Origin of the sequence: Faecalibacterium sp. An77, from assembly GCF_002161315.1 — a bacterium.
In the GTDB taxonomy this organism is placed as follows: Bacteria; Bacillota; Clostridia; order Oscillospirales; family Ruminococcaceae; genus Faecalibacterium.
Window position 1 is genome coordinate 1 of record NZ_NFHK01000056.1, and the last position, 14,848, is coordinate 14,848.

Here is a 14,848-nt window from a genome sequence, read left to right on the forward strand (position 1 = left end):
CCCATAGAGGAAGTCCCCCCTGTCGCTGCGCGACATCCCCCCTTGGGGGAATCGGCCTGCAAAGCTGCTTTGTTCGCAGGTTCCGCAGCCTCTGGCCCCAGCGCATCGAACAAAAGTTAAAAGAAATAGATGGTATAAAGGTGAAGCGGCCCAGCAATGGCATACCAAACCCCCGGATACAGTGTGTACCCGGGGGTTTCCCTTTACAGCACCTCGGTTAGGAGCCAGTCCATGCTGTAAAGATAAAAGACCCAGTAAATGCGGACGGACTGGAGCAGCGCAGATAGAATCCCCATGTCGGACCCCTCCCTTGTGATGACGGATGAATCTGGGCTGGTTTGAATTTTAGTATAAATATTTACTAAAGTCAATAGTAAAGATGTTTATTAACCTATACTTTGTCCATCCAAGGGAAACGGAGGATGGAGATGGAGTATATCAAGCGGATGCGGGACCTGCGGGAGGACCGCGATAAAACCCAGCGGGAGATTGCCCAGGTGCTGGGCACTTCCCAGACCATGTATGCCCGCTATGAGCGGGGCGCCAATGAATTGCCCATCCGGCACCTGGTGACCCTGTGCCGGTACTATGGAGTGAGCGCGGATTATCTTTTGGGCCTGAAAGACGACCTGACGTGAAAAAAGCCGATGCCGCCCCAGGTGGGTGCAGTGAACCCGGGCCCGGGAGCGGTCAACCCGGTTTTGCTGCCCGGAAAAGCCCATGTTTGCCCGGTTTGGGCCTCTGCGCCAAAAACAGCTGATTTTTTTCCGCCCGACCGGTCTATACTGGAGTTGTTGACGAAGCGGCGAACAACGCCGGGATGGGAGCAGGCCATGGGATTCTTGGAACATTTCAGTGCAGGATGGGGCAAAGGTTTTTCGCGCCAGGCGGAACAGGTGCTGGAGAGCACCGTCCAGCTGGCGGGGAATTTCGGGTGCAGCCGGGCGGATACGGGGCACTTGCTGCTGGCGATATTGCAGCAGGACCGGGGCCCGGCCAGCCGGTTTCTGGCCGGCAAGAATATTCGGGAACAGGAGGTCCGCCGCCAGGTGGCGGATGGACGTCAGGGCGCGCCGCGGCGTCTGCGGCGTCAGGACGTGGCCCCGGAACTGCGCCGGGCCATGGATTACGCCCTCATCGACGCCCAGAACGCCCGCCAGCCCAAGGCCGAGCCGGAGCATCTGCTCTGCGCCATCCTGGAGGATGGAGGCTGTACGGCGGGGGTGATGCTGGCGTCCATGGGCGTGCAGCTCAGCGAGGCGGTGCGGGAATGCCGCCAGCTGTCGGGTCAGCTGACCCTGCCCATTCAGCCCCGGGCGTCGGCCAGCGTGCCCAGAGGCAGCCGGGCCAGCGATAAATATTGCCGGGACCTGACCCGCCGGGCCGCCGAAGGCGACCTGGACCCGGTGTTCTGCCGGGACAAGGAGCTGGACCGGATGATCGAGATTCTCTGCCGCCGCCAGAAGAATAACCCCTGCCTGGTGGGGGAGCCGGGAGTGGGCAAAACCGCCCTGGCCGAGGGCCTGGCCCAGCGGATCGCGGCGGGGGACGTGCCCCGGGCCCTCCAGGGCCGGCGTCTGCTGGCCCTGGATATGGCCAGTCTGGTGGCGGGCACCAAATACCGGGGCGACTTTGAGGAACGGCTCAAGGGCCTGTTGGAAGAACTGGTGCGGGACGGCGGGGTGATCCTGTTTGTGGACGAGTTCCATACCATCGTGGGGGCGGGCGCGGCCGAAGGCGCCATCGACGCCGCCAATATTCTGAAACCGGTGCTGGCCCGCGGGGAACTGCAAATGATCGGCGCCACCACCAATCAGGAGTTCCGCACCCATATCCAGAAGGACCCCGCCCTGGAACGCCGGTTTGGGCGGGTCCAGATCGAGGAACCTACCCCGGCCCAGGCCCGGGATATCCTGGCGGGGCTGGCGCCGCGGTATGAGCGGTATCATGGGGTGTTGATTTCGCCGGATGCCCTGGACGACGCGGTGGAACTGTCGGTGCGGTACCTGCCCGGCCGCAGCCTGCCCGACAAGGCCATCGACCTGATGGACGAGGCCTGCGCGGCGGCCCGCATCCGGGCCGAGCGGGAGGGCCGTACCGCCCCCGCCCTCACCCGGGAGGACATGGCCCAGGTGGTGGCCCGGTCCAGCGGCGTCCCCGCCGAGCGGGTAGGGGAGGTCGAACGGGAACGTCTGGCCCTGCTGGAATTCCGTCTGGGGCAGGAAGTGGTGGGCCAGGACAAGGCGGTGGCGGCGGTGGCGGCCGCCATCCGGCGCAGCCGCACCGGACTGGGGGAGCCGGGCCGGCCCATCGGGGCGCTGCTGTTTTTGGGGCCCACGGGTGTGGGCAAGACCGCCCTGTCGAAAGCCCTGGCCCGCAGCTGGTTCGGCAGCGAAAAGGCCCTTCTGAAATTCGATATGTCCGAGTACCAGGAATCCCACACGGTGGCCCGGCTGCTGGGTGCGCCTCCGGGCTACCTGGGCCACGACGAGGGCGGCCAGCTCACCGAGGCGGTGCGCCGCCGGCCCTACAGCGTGGTGCTGTTCGACGAGATCGAAAAGGCCCACCCGGACATTCAGAATATTCTCTTGCAGATTCTGGAGGACGGCTGCCTCACCGACTCCATGGGCCGCAAGGCGGATTTCACCAATACCATTATCTTGCTGACCTCCAACCTGGGGGCCCGGTTCCTGGCGGGGCAGTCTGCGCCCCTGGGCTTTGCCGCCGGCCAGGAGGCCGCCTTTGAAAAGCAGTCGGCCGCCGCCATCGCCGAGGCCAAGGGCTTTTTCCGGCCCGAGCTGGTGGGACGCCTGGACGAAATGATTGTGTTCCGGCCCCTGGGCGCCGAGAGCCTGTGCCGCATTGCCGACCGCCTGCTGGGCCAGCTGGAACAGCGGGCCGCCCGCAGCGGCTATACCCTGACCCATACCGCGGGGGTGTGCCAGGCCCTGGCGTCCAAAGCGGCCAGTCCCTACGGGGCCCGGGAACTCCGACGCCAGGTGGACCGTGCGGTGGAACAGGCCCTGGCCGACCGGATCGCTTCCGGCTCGGCCCGGCCCGGCGCCCACTATACCGCCGACTGTTCCGCCGACGGCAGCGTGATGCTCATTGCCGACGACACCGCCACTGTATAAAAGGTTACAGGTTCACTGTCCGGGTGGCGATGGCCTCCCGGAATGCGGCGTCGTGCTCCACAAACAGGAGGGTGAGACTGGTTTCTCCCAGCAGCCGCTCCAGCTGCAGGCGGGTGTACAAGTCGATGAAGTTCATCGGCTCGTCCCAGAGGTACAGATGGGCCCGCTGGCACAGACTCCGGGCCAGCAGCACCTTTTTCTTCTGCCCGCTGGAAAAGCCAGCCATGTCCTTTTCAAACTGGACCCGGGAAAAATCCATCTTCCGCAGAATGGCTTTGAACAGGCTTTCGTCCAGGCCCTCGGCCCGGGCGTAGTCCCGCAGATTGCCGGCCAGACCGGCGGCGTTCTGGGGCACCTGTGAAATCACCAGTCCCGGGGCGGTGGCGACCGTGCCGGTGTGGGGGACGTTTTCCCCCGCCAGCAGCCGCAGCAGGCTGGTTTTGCCGCTGCCGTTGCCGCCGCACAGGGCCACACGGCTGCCCTGGGTCACCTCAAAGCTCACCGGCCCGCAGACCCTCCGCCCGTCGTAACAGACCGTCACGTCGGAAAAGGCCGCCAGGGTGGGGGCAAAGTGGACCAGCGGGGCCAGGCGGAGGGGCTCGGCGGTCTCCTGATTTTTCAGCAGGGCCGCCTTTTCCTCCATGGCCTTGTGCTGGCGGGCCTCCACCGTTTTGGCCCGCTTCATCATCTTGGCGGCCTTGTGGCCCACATACCCTTTGTCTGCCGCCCCGATCTTGCTGGCCTCCACCCGGCCGGCCCACAGGGCGGTGCGCCGGGCCGAGGCTTCCAGACGGCGGATGTCCTTTTTCAGTTTTTCGTTTTGGGCCAGTTCCCGGGCCTGCTGCTGGTCAAAGCCGGCCTGCCAGGCGGAATAATTCCCGCTCTGCAGCTGGATGCCGGCCCGGTTCAGGGCCAGAATGTGGTCCACGCACCCGTCCAGAAACCGCCGGTCGTGGGATACCAGGATGAAGCCCTGTTTCCGCCCCAGATAAGCCGACACTTTGGCCCGGGCGGCGGCGTCCAGATGGTTGGTGGGCTCGTCGATGAGCAGAAACCGCCCCTCCCGCAGAAACAGGGCGGCCAGCAGGGCCTTGGTCTGTTCCCCGTTGGAGAGGGTGGAGAAAGACTGGTCCAGCGCCCCGGGATGCACCCCCAGCAGGGACAGTTCCCGTTCCAGCTGCCAGCCGGCGGCGTCGGGACACAGCGGGGCCAGGACCTCGGCGGCGGGCCGTTCCGGCGCCGGGACCGGGAAGGGGAAATAGTCGAACCCCACCGGGGAGACGATGCGGCCGCTGTATTCGTACTGGCCCGTCAGCAGCCGGAGAAAGGTGGTTTTGCCCCGTCCGTTGCGGCCCACGAAACCCAGCTTCCAGCTGGTGTCCAGGGTGAGGCTGACGTCGGTGAAAATGGGGTCAAAGCTGGACGGATAGGAGAAGGACAGATGTTCGATGGAAATTTGTGCCATGGGGCAGACCTCCTTTGAGCAAGCAAAAAGGCCGCAGGAAACACCTCCCGCGGCCGGACATGGCAGACACTGCCCCTATGCAAAGCACAAAGGGGGGAGGGATGGGTACACTTTTCCTGCAGGCAGGCGCGGCATGGCCCAATCCGGCCCAGCCGCGCGGTTTCAATCCTCAGCAGGCAAAGTGACGCATCCTTCCACCCCTTTCCGTTGTTTTCGGGGATAGGATAGCACGGCAGGGCGGCTTTGTCAAGGGCAAAAACCGGATTTACAAACCCCGCCCAAAACGGTATACTGGTGCCATCACCCTCCCGCCCGGCGGGAGGCCATGGGAGGCATCGATGCGCTATTTGTTTTTGCTCAACCCAGCGGCGGGACGTCAGGACCGCACCGCCCTGCTGGACCGTGCGGCCCGGGCGGCGCTGGACCGGGCGGGGGTTCCGGCGTCCGGCTGGGAGATCCGCCGCACCGAATACAAGGGCCACGCCCGGCTCCTGGCGGCCCAGGCTGCCCGGTTCGGGGAGCCGGTCCGGATTTTTGCCGCCGGCGGGGACGGCACCTTTAATGAGGCCCTCACCGGGGCCAGCCCCTACCCCAATGCGGCGGTGGGCTGCATCCCGGCGGGCAGCGGCAATGACTTTCTCCGCACCTTCGGGGTGAAGGAGGAGTTTCTGGACCTGGACGCCCAGCTGGCGGGCGGGGAGGTACCCATCGACCTGATGGACACCAGCCTGGGGCTGTCGGCGGCGGTGTGTGCCGCCGGCCTGGACGCCCAGGTGGCCCTGGGGGCCGCCGATTACCGCAGAAATCCCCTGTTTCACGGCGAGGCGGCCTATCTGCTGTCGGCGGTCAAGCAGATTTGCGGGCCGCTGGGCCGGCGGATGCGGTTTGAGGCCGACGGCCAGACTTTGGAGGACGACGTGCTGCTGTGCGCCGTATGCAATACCAAGGATTACGGCGGCGGCTTCCGGGCTGCGCCCAACGCCTGCCCCGACGACGGATGGCTGGAACTGGTGGCGGTGCGGAAGGTGAGCCGGCTGAAAATCCTCAGCCTGCTCAGCCGGTACAAAAAGGGCCTGCACTTTGCCGGCCAGGAGGTGGCCCCCGACCTGGCGCCCTACCTGATTTTCCGGCGCGTGCAGCGGCTCACCATCACCCTGGCCGACGGCCGGGGCCCCGTCATCGCAACGGCGGACGGGGAGTGCGCGCCGGTGGACAAGCTGGAGATTTCGGTGCGGCCGGGGGCGGGCCGGATTGTGCTGCCCCGGGGCCCCTATGAGCGGTTCACCGCCGCCCGCACCGCCGCGGCACGGTAAAAACAGACGGCTCTGCGCTGATTTGGAACGGCGCAGGGCCGTTTTGGCATTTTGTCATAAAAACTTAACAAAAAAATGGGCAAAAGCCCTTGATTTTTCCCCTCAAGATGAGTACAATACTCTTAGCACTCAGGGAAACAGAGTGCTAAGCGGGAAGCGGTTCCCCGAACCCTTCCCCCCAAAGATGTTATCAATGAGTTTTTAAATAGGAGGGCAAGACTTATGAAGATTATTCCTCTTGCAGACCGTGTTGTCATCAAGACCGTGGAGGCCGAGGAGACCACCAAGAGCGGCATCATCCTGACCGGCAGCGCCAAGGAGAAGCCCCAGGTGGCCCAGGTGATCGCGGTGGGCCCCGGCGGCACCGTGGACGGCAAGGAAGTCGTCATGACCGTGAAGGTGGGCGACAAGGTCCTCACCAGCAAGTACTCGGGCACCGAGGTCAAGGTGGACGGCGAGGAGTGCACCATCGTGCGCCAGAGCGACATTCTGGCCATTGTGGAGGAGTAAGTCATCCCTTTCACTGCAAAATAAGACCATTTCGCGGCGCAGCCGCTTTTGATTGAAAAGGAGAGATACCTTATGGCAAAGCAGATTAAGCAGGGCGAGGACGCCCGCAAGGCACTGTGTGCCGGCATTGATACCCTGGCCAATACCGTCAAGATCACCCTGGGCCCCAAGGGCCGCAACGTGGTGCTGGATAAAAAGTACGGCGCCCCGGTCATCACCAACGACGGCGTGACCATCGCCAAGGAGATCGAGCTGAAGGACGCCTTTGAGAACATGGGCGCCCAGCTGGTGAAGGAAGTCGCCACCAAGACCAACGACGCCGCCGGCGACGGCACCACCACCGCCACCGTCCTGGCCCAGGCCATGGTGAATGAGGGCATGAAGAACGTGGCCGCCGGCGCCAATCCCATGGATATCCGCCGCGGCATGAGCAAGGCCGTGGCCGCCGCTGTGGAGGCCATCAAGGCCCACAGCCAGAAGGTGAACGGCGCCAATGACATCGCCCGCGTCGGCACCATTTCTGCCGGCGACCCCGAGATCGGCAAGCTGATTGCCGAGGCCATGGAGAAGGTCACCGCCGATGGCGTCATCACCATCGAGGAGAACAAGGCCACCGCCGAGACCTACAGCGAGATCGTCGAGGGCATGCAGTTTGACCGCGGCTACCTGAGCCCCTATATGGTCACCGACACCGACAAGATGGAGGCCGTGCTGGACGACGCCGTCGTCCTGATCACCGACCGCAAGATCAGCGTCATTCAGGACCTGCTGCCCCTGCTGGAGCAGATCGTCCAGAACGGCATGAAGCTGCTGATCATTGCCGAGGACATCGAGGGCGAGGCTCTGTCCACCCTGATCGTCAACCGCCTGCGCGGCACCTTCACCGTGGTGGCCGTCAAGGCCCCCGGCTTCGGCGATCGCCGCAAGGAGATGCTGCAGGATATCGCCACCCTGACCGGCGGCACCGTGATTTCCGCCGACCTGGGCTATGAGCTGAAGGATGCCACCCTGCAGATGCTGGGCCGTGCACGTCAGGTCAAGGTCAGCAAGGAGAACACCACCATCGTGGGCGGCTACGGCGACAAGGACGCCATCCAGGCCCGCGTCAGCCAGATCCGCAGCCAGATCGAGACCGCGACCAGCGATTTCGACCGCGAGAAGCTGCAGGAGCGCCTGGCCAAGCTGGCCGGCGGCGTGGCTGTCATCAAGGTTGGCGCTGCCACCGAGGTGGAGATGAAGGACAAGAAGCTGCGCATTGAGGACGCCCTGAACGCCACCAAGGCAGCTGTGGAGGAAGGCGTGGTCGCCGGCGGCGGCACCGCTCCCATCAACGCCATCCCTGCCGTCAAGGCTCTGTGCGACACCCTGGAGGGTGACGAGAAGACCGGCGGCCGCATCATCCTGAAGGCTCTGGAGGCACCTCTGCGCCAGATCGCCCTGAACGCCGGCCTGGAGGGCAGCGTCATCATCGACAAGATTGTCTCTGCCGGCAAGCCCAACTATGGCTTCGACGCTCAGAACGAGGTCTTTGTGGAGGACATGATTGCCGCAGGCATCGTCGATCCCACCAAGGTGACCCGTTCGGCTCTGGAGAACGCCGCATCGGTGGCTGAGATGGTTCTGACCACCGAGAGCCTGGTGGCCGATCTGCCGGAACCCCCGGCTCCCGCTGCTCCCGCCGGCGGTGACATGGGCGGGATGTATTAAGTTACTTTTTCGAGAAAAAGTAACCAAAAAGCTTTCAATGTGTACCATGAAGTTTGCGGGTCTCCAAAAGCTCCGCGGGGCCGTTACGCCCCGGCTCGCTCGTTACGTTTGCGCCTGTGGCGCGGTACGATGCAAAGCCCATTTTGACCTGATTCTCTCATCCGGTACGCGCTGAAAAACCTATAAAAATGCAGCAACCCTCGTCCATCTCTGGGCGGGGGTTGTTTTTATGTGATTGGAGACCTGGGGAAGCCACTATTGATAATAAGTCCGCGGCACTGATAGGTGATAAGGAGCAGCCAGAAATTTAGAGCCCCTGTCGGGGGCAGCCGAGCCGACCGCGTTCAGTGAACGAAACAGGGAGGCGAGGCTGGCGCAGCGCTCCAATTTTCACAAGGGCGCACCGCCGCCCGCTGGGAAAATTGGCTAAGCGCAAGAGGACAGGCCCGCAGGGCTGGGGGTTCCGCTATTGGGTGGTTGGGTGGGTTTAGATCAAAGAAGGGTATCACCTTGCAATTTCAAAGTCTGCGCCCTACAGCACCAAAAGGCACACCGAACCACCAGCCCGCTGAGGCGGGCATGTGGTCTCAATCGGAGCGGCGGGCAAAAGCCGTTAAGAAAAACACCCGTGCCGCCGTTTGAGGCCTTGAAAGTTTCTACGGGCCAGGCATGACAGTGTTTTTTAGGCTTTTGAACGCCGCGACCACTTCTTTTGGGTCCAGGGTTCAGACCCTGGTCGTTAGGGAGGGTAGGGAGTCCAGAGGGCCTAGGGAGGGGGAGTCGAAACCCCCTCCCTGGCCCTCTGGCCCCAGCGGAGCGAATAAAAGTTAAAAGAAATAGATAGTATAAAGGTGAACCGGCCTGCTTTGGATTTTGTTACTTAGAGGGGAGGCCCGCCCTTTACCTATACAAAAAACCGCTCTGCCAGATTGCAGGGCGGTTTTATTGTGCCTGGTCGGGAACGTCCTCCGCCATGTTGCTGAGGGCGTACTCAATGCATTGGATGATCAGCTCGTTGCGTGATAAATCAAAACGTGCGGCTTTGGTGTCCACTTCCTCCAGCAGCTTGGCCGGAATGCGCAGCGAGATGACCTCTTTCTCCGACTTTTTGGGGATAAATTTTCTCATGATGCGCTGTCCTCCTTGCTAAATAGTACCCTTTTTGATATGATAAAACTATATATTAGATAATGATATGTATTTTAGATATCAATAAAAGGCTGTAACTGCTGGAAAAGAGGTGCATCATGGAGAAAACAAGCAAAATCGCCCTGCACGCAGGCAGGGCGGGGTCAGGGTTTGGGGGATTCGGGGCGGTCGTCTGCCATGTTGGCGAGAGCGTAGGCAATGCACTGGTTCAAAAACTGGTTGCGGGAGATGCCGATTTCGGCGGCCTTGTGGTTGATGAAATCCAGGGTGTCGGCGGGCAGACGGATGGAAACGTTTTCTTTTTCGTTGTTTTTGGGCACAAATTTCGACATACAAGCGGACCTCCTGACACCATTGTACTCGCTTGTGTATCGTAAATCTATATTTAAAAAATCGTTCACTTTTTAAGTACAAAAGAGAATGAACCAGGGATTCACACTGCCATGCAGAGGCCAAACGGCCGGAGAGGAGATCGTATGTACCAGGAAAACGGGATGTATCAGGACGCCGCCAGCGAAGAAGTGATGCGCCGTGCCGCCTATGTCTACGCGATTTTGTGCGGCGACTATGACCGCCGCAGCCTGCCGCCGGAGGCGGAACGCATCGAGGACCTGTACGCCAAGGGCGCGCCGGTGGACCAGCTGTACGGCGAGATGATGGCCGCCTATGACCGGTTGTCCCAGCGGCTCCACCCCGGGGAGGAAGAGGACGAGGACGTGGAGGTGTTTTTCACCAATGCCCTGGCCATGTGTGAATATATTGGGCTGAAAATGTATCGCTATGGGGATTATTATGCCCGCCACCCCGAGCAGTTCCCCAAAAAGGGCGCGTAAAGGCATAACCCGCCCCCGGCCGGCCCATACTGACCCCGAAAGGGGGCGCGGAATGTGTCCATGCGGCGGATTGCCGCCCTGTATGGGGCGCTGTTGGTGGGGTTTGCGGTGGTGGTGTGCCGGCTGTACCTGACAGCCAGCAATACCAGCTATGCGGCCCGGGCCGAGGGCCAGAGCAGCGTCACCCTCAGCCTGCCGGCCAAACGGGGCGGGTTTTATGACTGTGACGGCCTGCCCCTCACCGGCCTGGAACAAACCTGGTACGCCCTCTGCCTGCCGGGCGAGAGCAGTTATGTGCGGCTGTACGACGCAGCGGGCACCGAGAGCCAGGGCGAACTGTACCAGCGGCGGAACGCCGCGGCGCCCTTTTTGCTGCAGGTAAGCCGGGACGTGTCCGACCTGGGGCTGTATACCTATACGGTGCCCCGGCGCTATTGCAGCGTTCCTTTGTGCCAGCACCTGATCGGCTACCTGGACGGGGACGGGAAGGGGGTGGCGGGACTGGAAGCCGCCCTCAATGACCTGCTGGCGGGCAGCCAGGCCCGGGACACCGTCACCTGTTCGGTCACCGGACAGGGGCGGCTGGTGGAGGGCGCCGAGCCGGTGTACACCCAGGCCGCCGGGGATGGGGCAGGGGTGCAGCTGACCATCTCCCGGCCGGTGCAGCGGGCGGTGGAGGCGGTGGCCGCCGAGACCATGACCAGCGGGTGTATTTTGGTGCTGGACGCCGCCACCGCCCAGGTGCGGGCCAGCGTCAGCCTGCCGGGCTATGACCCCGAGGACGTGTCGGCCAGCCTGGACGCGCCGGACAGCCCCTTTTTGGACCGGACTCTGGCCGCCTATGCGGTGGGTTCGGTGTTCAAGCCGGTGCTGGCGGCCGCCGCCATCGAGGCGGGGGAGGATGACCTGGTGGTGGAATGCCCCGGCTATACGGTGGTGGATGGGCAGGTGTTCCGGTGCGCGTCGGGCACCGCCCACGGCACCGTGGACCTGGCCGCCGCCCTGGAAAAAAGCTGCAACGGCTATTTTATCCGGCTGGGCCAGGCCCTGGGGGCGGATGCAGTGCTGGAAGCCGCCGCCCGGCTGGGCTTTGGCCAGTCGGTGAGCGTGACGGGAAGCCTGCGGGGCGCGGCGGGGGAGCTGCCCGGGCGGGATACCCTGGACACCCCCGGCCAGCTGGCCAATTTCAGTTTCGGCCAGGGCCAGCTGCTGGCCACCCCGCTGCAGGTGGCCGCCATGATGAACGCCATTGCGGCGGATGGGGTCTACCGCACCCCGTCCTTTGTCCTTGCCACCCTGGATGAGTCCACCGGCCAGGTGAAGGAGAGCGTGCCCCCGCCGGCGGCCCGGCAGGTGTTTTCGGCGGACACCGCCCAAAAACTGCGGGAACTGCTGGCCGGCGTGGTCACCGAGGGCACCGGCCACGAGGGCGCGCCGGTCCATGGCACCTCCGCCGGCAAGACCGGCACCGCCCAGACCGGCCAGTTCACCCCCGACGGCCAGGAAAAGATGAATCTGTGGTTTGCGGGGTTCTGCCCGGCGGATCAGCCCGCGTATACGGTGGTGGTGCTGCAGGACGGCCAGACCGATCCCGCCTGCTCCAGCGCCGCCATCTTCGGCCAGGTCTGCGAGACCCTGTGGCTGCTGGAACAGTGAAAACCCGTCAAAACCTGTGCCGGGCGTCTTGCTTTTGGGCGCGGGTTGTGCTATTCTATAGAAGTATTTCCATGTAATTTTTCGGGCCCGGGCCACCGCCCGCCCCAACACGTAGTAAGGAGCGTTATACACATGACGGTTTACGAAATTGCCGGCGGCGTGATCCTGCTGGTCGTTGCAGTTGTCATCATCGTGCTGACCCTGCTGCAGCACACCCATGGCCAGGGCCTGGCCGGCGCCATCGGCGGCAATATGCAGAGCGCCAACAGCACCCGCCTGAGCCCGGCGGACCAGATGCTGGCCAAGATCACCCGGGTGGCCGGCGTGATTTTCTTCGTGGTGGCAATCGCCGCCTGCGTTCTGTCCAGCAGACTCGGCTGAGACAGTAGAGGCCCCGCGGCAGAGCGGGGCTGTTTTTGTGTCCGGCGTGTTTGCCGGGCAGGCAGCGCGTCCGCCCGAAGAAGCAGGCGGGCGCAGAAGGATGTGAAGGAGAGTAACAAAATCTATGGCAATGAGAGATAAAATTGAGCGCGCCATTCAGATGCAGCCCTGCACGGTGCGGGATCTGAAGGCGAAATTCGGCGGCGACCGCGCCGCGGACCGCAAGGTGATGGACGCCCTGGACGAGCTGGTGCGGGAAGCCGTGGTCTGCCAGCGGGAGGGCGTGTTCTTCACCGTCCGTTCCGGCCGGAAGGACAAGGCCCTGCTGTGCAACGTGGTCAAGCTGGGCAAGACCTTCGGCTTTGTGATGCTGGAGGACGGCTCGGGGGATATTTTCATTCCGGGCCGCCTGATGAAGGGCGCCATGCCGGGTGACCGGGTCCTGGTGGAGAAGCTGGCCCATCCCCGTGTGGAGGGCAGCGACGAGGGCGAGATCCTGGCGGTGCTGGAGGAGAAGAACAGCCTGGTGGGCACCACCCGGCGGATCAGCGGCCGGCTGGTGTTCGTGCCGGATGACTGCCCGGCCATCTCGATGCAGATTCTGCGGGACAGCGAAGGCGGCGCCAAGGACGGCGACAAGGTGGCTGTGGAGATCCGCAGCCGCGGCATGCGGCAGGAGGACCACCGTGTGGCGGTGGTGATGCGGTTTGGTTCCAGCGATGAGGCCAAGCGCTGCGCCAAGGCCCTGCTGTACGCCCGGGACGTCCATGTCCGGTTCCCCGAGGAAGTGCGGGACGAGGCCAAGAAGCTGGAGGGCGCCACGGTGTCCGAGGCGGAGGCCGCCGGCCGGATGGACCTGCGTGCCCTGCCGATTTTCACCATCGACAGCGCCGAGACCAAGGACATCGACGACGCCATCAGCCTGAACCAGACCCCCGACGGCTTCGAGCTGGGCGTGCATATCGCGGACGTGTCCAACTACGTCAAGCCGGGCACCGCCCTGGACAATGAGGCATTCAGCCGGGCCACCAGCGTCTACTACGCCGACCAGGTGGTGCCCATGCTGCCCAAGCAGCTGTCCAACGGCATCTGCAGCCTGAACGAGGGCGAGCTGCGGCTGGCCTTCTCCTGCCTGATGCACCTGGACAAGGCCGGCAAGCTGGTGGATTATAAGTTCGTCAAGTCGGTGATCCGCAGCCGGGTCAAGGGCGTGTACAGCGAGATCAACGCCCTGCTGGCCGGCACCGCCGACCGCGAGACCCAGTATAAGTACGCCGAGGTGGCCGCCCAGCTGCCCGCCATGAAGGCCCTGTACACCCTGCGGGCCGGCCTGCGCCGGGAGCGGGGATGCATGGACATCGAGAGCGGCGAGGTCAAGCTGATTCTGGACGAGAACGGCCGCTGCATCGACGTCAAGAAGCGGGTTCAGGGCGAGAGCGAGGCCATGATCGAGGAGTTCATGCTGCTGGCCAACCAGTGCGCGGCCCACTTTGCCCGCACCAAGCAGGTGCCCTTTGTCTACCGCGTCCACGAGGAGCCCAACAGCGAAAAGCTGGAGCGCCTGCACACCCTGCTGCAGGCCTGCGGCATCAACGACCACTTCGCCAAGGAAGTCCCCGAACCCAAAGAGCTGTCCGCCATCCTGGAAGGGGTCAAGGGCACGCCCTATGAGAAGATCATCCACACCGGCCTGCTGCGCTGCATGTCCAAGGCGGAATATCAGGCCGAGCCCAAGGGGCATTACGGCCTGGTGCTGAAGGATTACGCCCACTTCACCAGCCCCATCCGGCGGTATCCGGACCTGGCCATCCACCGCATCCTCACCGCCATGCTGGGCGGCATGGACAAGGAGACCCTGACGGTGAGCTACAGTGACTTTGCCGAGAAGGTGAGCAAGCAGTCCAGCGCCCAGGAAGTGGTGGCCATGCAGATCGAGCGCCGCGCCGAGGACTGCTACAAAGCCGAATATGCCCGCGCCCACATCGGCGAGCACCGGGAGGGCACCATTTCGGGCGTCACCCAGAAGGGCGTCTTTGTGGAGCTGGACAACGGCGTGGAGGGCTTTGTGCCGGTGGGCAGCCTGACCGCCACCGGCGCCCTGCTGACCGAGGGCGTCCGCCTGTCCGATCCTGTGTCGGGCAAGCAGTGGGCCCTGGGCGACCGCCTGATGATTACCATTGTCCGGGCCGACGTCAACCTGGGCAAGATCGACTTCGAAGCCGCCGCCCCGAATATGTAACGGCCCATCCAATCCTTAAAACTGAAAAGCCATTTTGCCCGTACCAAGGCCCTGCTGCCCGGTGCGGGCTTTTTTGTGTCCCTTACACTTTGCCGCCCTGCCCTTTAACACTCTGTTTCTTTTCCTTTTTGTCCGCTGCGCTGGGCCCAGAGGGGGAGGGAGGGGGTTTCGACTCCCCCTCCCTACCCCCTCTGGACTCCCTACCCTCCCTAACGACCAGGGTCTGAACCCTGGACCCAGATAGGGAAGTCGCGGCGTTCAAAAGCCTAAAAAACACTGTCATGCCTGCCCGTGGAAACTTTCAGGGCCTCAAACGGCGGCACGGGTGTTTTTCTTAACGGCTTTTGCCCGCCGCTCCGATTGGTGCCACATGCCCGCCTCAGCGGGCTGGTGATTCGGTGCGTCTTTTGGTGCTGTAGGGCGCACACTTTGAAACCGCAAACTTTGCCGGTACCGTACAC

12 protein-coding genes are annotated in these 14,848 nt (G+C 63.4%); 9 read left to right on the top strand and 3 right to left on the bottom strand.

The window, feature by feature from the left end:
• The first annotated feature begins 428 nt into the window (after nt 1-428).
• Together B5G28_RS12625 and B5G28_RS12630 are read left to right on the top strand one after the other, a co-directional pair.
• On the top strand, nt 429-638 hold the full coding sequence (locus B5G28_RS12625; protein ID WP_087249369.1) for a helix-turn-helix transcriptional regulator: 210 nt from the start codon (nt 429-431) through the stop codon (nt 636-638).
• 195 nt (nt 639-833) lie between these two features.
• Nucleotides 834-3,134: an ATP-dependent Clp protease ATP-binding subunit gene (locus B5G28_RS12630; RefSeq protein ID WP_087249347.1), complete on the top strand. Its 2,301-nt coding sequence runs from the start codon at nt 834-836 to the stop codon at nt 3,132-3,134.
• A 4-nt stretch (nt 3,135-3,138) separates the two neighbouring features.
• Here the strand turns inward: B5G28_RS12630 and abc-f are convergent, their stop codons facing one another.
• On the bottom strand, nt 3,139-4,599 hold the full coding sequence (gene abc-f / locus B5G28_RS12635) for a ribosomal protection-like ABC-F family protein (RefSeq protein ID WP_087249349.1): 1,461 nt from the start codon (nt 4,597-4,599) through the stop codon (nt 3,139-3,141).
• A 338-nt stretch (nt 4,600-4,937) separates the two neighbouring features.
• On the opposite strand from abc-f, the gene B5G28_RS12640 reads away from it, so the two are divergent.
• The 3 genes from B5G28_RS12640 to groL all read left to right on the top strand — a co-directional run bounded on the left by B5G28_RS12640 (nt 4,938) and on the right by groL (nt 8,129).
• The gene (locus B5G28_RS12640) at nt 4,938-5,912 is read left to right on the top strand and encodes a diacylglycerol kinase family protein (protein ID WP_087249351.1); all 975 of its coding nucleotides are present in this window, start codon (nt 4,938-4,940) and stop codon (nt 5,910-5,912) included.
• A gap of 222 nt (nt 5,913-6,134) precedes the next feature.
• A complete protein-coding gene (locus B5G28_RS12645) occupies nt 6,135-6,422 on the top strand; it encodes a co-chaperone GroES (RefSeq protein ID WP_087249353.1) in 288 nt (95 codons plus the stop codon).
• A gap of 72 nt (nt 6,423-6,494) precedes the next feature.
• A complete protein-coding gene (gene groL / locus B5G28_RS12650) occupies nt 6,495-8,129 on the top strand; it encodes a chaperonin GroEL (protein WP_087249355.1) in 1,635 nt (544 codons plus the stop codon).
• Nucleotides 8,130-9,071: 942 nt separating this feature from the next.
• Here groL and B5G28_RS12655 read toward each other — a convergent pair.
• A complete protein-coding gene (locus tag B5G28_RS12655) occupies nt 9,072-9,257 on the bottom strand; it encodes a ribbon-helix-helix protein, CopG family (RefSeq protein ID WP_087249357.1) in 186 nt (61 codons plus the stop codon).
• 164 nt (nt 9,258-9,421) lie between these two features.
• Complete coding sequence (locus B5G28_RS12660) at nt 9,422-9,610, bottom strand: CopG family transcriptional regulator (RefSeq protein WP_087249359.1); 189 nt, start codon at nt 9,608-9,610, stop codon at nt 9,422-9,424.
• 144 nt (nt 9,611-9,754) lie between these two features.
• Here B5G28_RS12660 and B5G28_RS12665 point away from each other — a divergent pair, with 144 nt between their 5' ends.
• The 4 genes from B5G28_RS12665 (at nt 9,755) to rnr (ending at nt 14,387) form a co-directional block, all read left to right on the top strand.
• The gene (locus B5G28_RS12665; protein WP_087249361.1) at nt 9,755-10,111 is read left to right on the top strand and encodes a hypothetical protein; all 357 of its coding nucleotides are present in this window, start codon (nt 9,755-9,757) and stop codon (nt 10,109-10,111) included.
• A 60-nt stretch (nt 10,112-10,171) separates the two neighbouring features.
• Nucleotides 10,172-11,767, top strand: coding sequence for a penicillin-binding protein 2 (locus B5G28_RS12670; RefSeq protein ID WP_242967617.1), 1,596 nt, complete (start codon nt 10,172-10,174; stop codon nt 11,765-11,767).
• Nucleotides 11,768-11,899: 132 nt separating this feature from the next.
• Nucleotides 11,900-12,148: a preprotein translocase subunit SecG gene (secG, locus tag B5G28_RS12675; protein ID WP_087249365.1), complete on the top strand. Its 249-nt coding sequence runs from the start codon at nt 11,900-11,902 to the stop codon at nt 12,146-12,148.
• A gap of 124 nt (nt 12,149-12,272) precedes the next feature.
• Entirely contained in the window at nt 12,273-14,387 is a 2,115-nt protein-coding gene (gene rnr, locus B5G28_RS12680; RefSeq protein ID WP_087249367.1) for a ribonuclease R, read from the top strand.
• The last annotated feature ends 461 nt before the right edge of the window (nt 14,388-14,848 follow it).

What these genes read in the sequence shown, in the direction of transcription:
- B5G28_RS12670 (WP_242967617.1), top strand. Translation starts at nt 10,172, where the DNA reads ATGCGGCGGATTGCCGCCCTGTATGGGGCGCTGTTGGTGGGGTTTGCG.
- abc-f (WP_087249349.1), bottom strand. Translation starts at nt 4,599, where the DNA reads ATGGCACAAATTTCCATCGAACATCTGTCCTTCTCCTATCCGTCCAGC.
- B5G28_RS12645 (WP_087249353.1), top strand. Translation starts at nt 6,135, where the DNA reads ATGAAGATTATTCCTCTTGCAGACCGTGTTGTCATCAAGACCGTGGAG.
- rnr (WP_087249367.1), top strand. Translation starts at nt 12,273, where the DNA reads ATGGCAATGAGAGATAAAATTGAGCGCGCCATTCAGATGCAGCCCTGC.
- B5G28_RS12640 (WP_087249351.1), top strand. Translation starts at nt 4,938, where the DNA reads ATGCGCTATTTGTTTTTGCTCAACCCAGCGGCGGGACGTCAGGACCGC.
- B5G28_RS12655 (WP_087249357.1), bottom strand. Translation starts at nt 9,257, where the DNA reads ATGAGAAAATTTATCCCCAAAAAGTCGGAGAAAGAGGTCATCTCGCTG.
- groL (WP_087249355.1), top strand. Translation starts at nt 6,495, where the DNA reads ATGGCAAAGCAGATTAAGCAGGGCGAGGACGCCCGCAAGGCACTGTGT.
- secG (WP_087249365.1), top strand. Translation starts at nt 11,900, where the DNA reads ATGACGGTTTACGAAATTGCCGGCGGCGTGATCCTGCTGGTCGTTGCA.
- B5G28_RS12630 (WP_087249347.1), top strand. Translation starts at nt 834, where the DNA reads ATGGGATTCTTGGAACATTTCAGTGCAGGATGGGGCAAAGGTTTTTCG.
- B5G28_RS12625 (WP_087249369.1), top strand. Translation starts at nt 429, where the DNA reads ATGGAGTATATCAAGCGGATGCGGGACCTGCGGGAGGACCGCGATAAA.
- B5G28_RS12660 (WP_087249359.1), bottom strand. Translation starts at nt 9,610, where the DNA reads ATGTCGAAATTTGTGCCCAAAAACAACGAAAAAGAAAACGTTTCCATC.
- B5G28_RS12665 (WP_087249361.1), top strand. Translation starts at nt 9,755, where the DNA reads ATGTACCAGGAAAACGGGATGTATCAGGACGCCGCCAGCGAAGAAGTG.